Genomic DNA, 3,205 nt, shown 5'->3' on the forward strand with positions numbered 1-3,205 from the left:
TGAGTGGTGTGCATCGTGAAGTTGCTGGTCACGGATCTGGTTTGAGGGTCGGGAGAGTTACTCGCGCTGGTCGTCGGCCGGTGTCCACGGCGAAGATCGTCTGACATGTCGTTCAGAGCCGTCCTCGGTTTGTGCTGCGCCGACCGCTGTGCCGCTCTTACGATCCCGGGCCGGGCCGGGAGAGGGTGGGGATGCGGGAGCTGGAGCGGACCACGGCTCGCGGAGCGAACTGGACACGCTCGCTGCGCAGTTGGCCAAGCAGCTGCAGGAGGTCCCGGCCGAGAGGGAGGAGCTCGTGATCGCCGGGTCCTGAACCGGCTGGCCGAGCAGGACCGGGCCGCGGCGGAGGCCGCCGCAGCCGTCGCCCCGACGCCCGCCAGAGGCTGACCCGGACGAAGCTTGCCCGCGGCTGAAGAAGCCGAGTCCCATCGGCCGAGTTGGCCTACGAGGAAGACTCGGGGCCGTCGGCGCCGAACTGCCAGTGTCGGGTCATCGAGCGGTGAGGACGTGCGCCCACGGCTCATCGATGTCGGCCAGACCCAGCACGGCGACCACGTTGTCGAGCATGCCGGCGCCGAACCAGCGCCGCACGGCCTCGTCGTCGCCCAGCAGCTGCCGAACGGTGTCAACCTGCTTGGCGTAGCACCGGCGCACGGCCTGCTCCACCAGCGGCTCGCCGACGGCACAGTTCGCGTGCATGAGGAAACGCAGGATGCTCCGGTCCGCGACGAGCGCGGCGTAGGCGCCGCGCGCCGCGTCCAACGCCGCCTCGGGCGCCGGCCCGGCCCCACCCGACGCCGGCGAGTGAGCGACCAGCGTGTCGGTCATGACGACAGACACGTGGTCGACCACCGCCGCGAACAGTGCTTCCTTGTTCGGGTACAGGCGATACAGATACGGCTGAGAGACGCCGACCCAGTCTGCGATCTCGTGCGTCGTCGTACCGTAGAAACCCTTTTGCGCGAAGCAGTCGACCGCGGCGGCCACGATGGCCCGACGTCGTTCGTCGCTCTTCGTGCTGGTACCGGCGGCAGGCATGGGCGTCAGTCAAACACGGCTCCCCTCAGCCTCCAAAAGCCACGCTGCGGTCGGAGTCGGACGGCACGTCGTGGGGCGTGAGCGCCTCGATCGCCACCAGCGGGTTCCAGTAGTCCAGGTAGTGGGTGATGCGCGCGTCGTCATCGGTCCGCACGACGGAGATGCACGTCTGCTCGTACGGCTTGCCGGTCGGCAGCGCCGTGCCCTTTGAGCGGAATTCGGCGATCACCAGACTCGGATCGACCGTCTCGTGGAACACCAGGTCGACGAACTCCACGTCAAAGGTCTTGGGAAAGTTGCTCATGTGCGCGCGCAGTGCGTCTCGCCCCGTTACCCGCTGGGGCACGCCGGCCGGCGCGTACGGGAACTCGAGCACGGCGTCCGGGGCGAACAGCTTCACCCACTCCTCGGTGTGTCCGGCAGCGGTGAGGCGCAGGTGCTCGGCCACGGCGTGCTGGGCAGCGGCGCGGCGGGCGGTGTCGTCTTCCTTGACTGTCATTTTCACCCCTACGTTAGTGGTCGACCTATAACCTACCATGCCGTGAGCCGTTGTGCGGGTAATCGAGCAGGAGGTGACGCCAGGGGATCCCGGTCCGGTTCACGCAGAGGATGGCGTCGGTCACCGGGAGACTTCGCGGTTCGTCAGGACCAGCAGAGCCCTCACCAGGGCGGTCGCCCACTTCGGGTCGGTGCGTACCTTGCCGAGTACGCGCCAGTTCTTCAGGTGGGCGAAGCCGTGCTCGACCGGCGCCCGTACTGCGGCAAGGGCCTTGTTGGACAGCTTCTGCCCGCGCGTCAGCGGTCGGTTCCGGGCGGCCTTGTAGCCGGTGATCACCGCCGGATCGGCGTCGGAACTGCTGTCGTCGAGCCCGACGAATCCCAGGTCGGCGATGGCTCCGAGGCCGGCCGCCCGCAGCCTGACGGTGAGCCGGTCGTGACGGCAGGCGGTGATCTCCGAGGTACGTCCGGGCCGGGCCGCCGAGACCCAGAGCAGTCGGCCGCGGTCGTCGGTGAGCGCGATCACGAGCAAGCCATGGCATTTGCTCTTGCCAGAGTAGTTCTTCCGGTTCTCTTTGCCGGTGCGCCGCCGGGTGCGGATCAGCGAGCCGTCCAGCAGGACCACCCCGCCACCCGTTCGGGTGATCTTCTTCAGGGCGCGGTCCAGGCGCGGGGCGCGAGCGGCCAGCAGGCCGACGACCTCCCTGACCCACCGGGTCACGGTGGTGCGGTGTATCCCGTTGCCGCCGGCCAGGTCGCCCGGCCGCTGGTCACAGCGCAGCACCGCGAGCACGATGGCGGCGATCTTCCCCGCGGGCAGGGCCCGCCACCGTGACCTGATCTTCTTGCAGTGGCCACGTATCAGGTCGGCGAGCCAGTTCAGGGTGGCACTCGACAGCGGCAGGCGGGCGGTGTAGACAAGGCCGTCAGGGCCCTCGACGGGATGGTTGTTTTTCTTCACACCAAACTCAACTGCCGCCGGGGGCCCGCCAGTTACGGCCCGCCCCGCGCGGCTAGGGACGGGCGATGAACCGCCCGTCGGGCCGCTTGTGCAGCCAGCCGCGGTCGGCGAGCTTGGTCATTTTCGCCCGCAGCGGCTCCAGCTTGCCGCGCACCGAGGCGTTCAGACCCAGCCGCTCGCCGACCGCCCTGACCTGCACCGGGCCGTCGGCCTCCCGCACGATCGCCAGGATCTTGCGGTAGTCGCCGGGCAGCGCGCCCTCGTCGGCAGCGTCGCTGCGGTGCGGGATGAGCAGGACCGCCCGCCCGGCCACCTTCGCCGATATCGGAGCGACAGCCTCGGCGTCGGCCTGGACCTGCTCGGCCAGCCGATTCAACACCCGCTCCGCGATCGCCAGTTCGTCCCGCTCGACCTGGACCTCCTGAAGCTGCATGGTCAACTCCTCAGCAAGGGCGTCCAGTTCGCTCCGGCGGGCGGCGATCCACTGCCGCTCCTGCATCCCGAGTCCTCCCGCGATCTCGTGGCGTGCCGACCTGCCGACGGATCGTAGGCGGGGGCAAGTCGCGAGCGCAGCCGAACCAGGCATCCCACCGGAACCGGACCACCCAATGATCTACACCAAGGTCATCGGCCGCCGACCGGCGCGAGTACCCCACTCGTCATTCACACCAGACCCGCGACCTGCGATTTCACGATGCACACCGCTCA

The 3,205-nt window shown here is 69.0% G+C and carries 4 protein-coding genes; all 4 read right to left on the minus strand.

Annotation, left to right across the window (positions count from 1 at the left end):
• Window positions 1-489: 489 nt before the first annotated feature.
• Entirely contained in the window at window positions 490-1,038 is a 549-nt protein-coding gene (locus tag ACTWQR_RS55375) for a TetR/AcrR family transcriptional regulator (protein ID WP_443234957.1), read from the minus strand.
• Between the two features lie 25 nt (window positions 1,039-1,063).
• On the minus strand, window positions 1,064-1,537 hold the full coding sequence (locus ACTWQR_RS55380; RefSeq protein ID WP_443234958.1) for a nuclear transport factor 2 family protein: 474 nt from the start codon (window positions 1,535-1,537) through the stop codon (window positions 1,064-1,066).
• Between the two features lie 120 nt (window positions 1,538-1,657).
• Complete coding sequence (locus ACTWQR_RS55385) at window positions 1,658-2,497, minus strand: transposase family protein (protein WP_443234959.1); 840 nt, start codon at window positions 2,495-2,497, stop codon at window positions 1,658-1,660.
• Between the two features lie 52 nt (window positions 2,498-2,549).
• Window positions 2,550-2,996 (minus strand): hypothetical protein, encoded by a 447-nt coding sequence (locus ACTWQR_RS55390; protein ID WP_443234960.1) that lies wholly within the window; start codon window positions 2,994-2,996, stop codon window positions 2,550-2,552.
• Window positions 2,997-3,205: the final 209 nt, after the last annotated feature.

The sequence above is a fragment of the Streptomyces sp. 2A115 genome, assembly GCF_052245575.1.
Classification (GTDB): Bacteria; Actinomycetota; Actinomycetes; order Streptomycetales; family Streptomycetaceae; genus Streptomyces.

What these genes read in the sequence shown, in the direction of transcription:
- ACTWQR_RS55375 (WP_443234957.1), bottom strand. Translation starts at nt 1,038, where the DNA reads ATGCCTGCCGCCGGTACCAGCACGAAGAGCGACGAACGACGTCGGGCC.
- ACTWQR_RS55380 (WP_443234958.1), bottom strand. Translation starts at nt 1,537, where the DNA reads ATGACAGTCAAGGAAGACGACACCGCCCGCCGCGCCGCTGCCCAGCAC.
- ACTWQR_RS55390 (WP_443234960.1), bottom strand. Translation starts at nt 2,996, where the DNA reads ATGCAGGAGCGGCAGTGGATCGCCGCCCGCCGGAGCGAACTGGACGCC.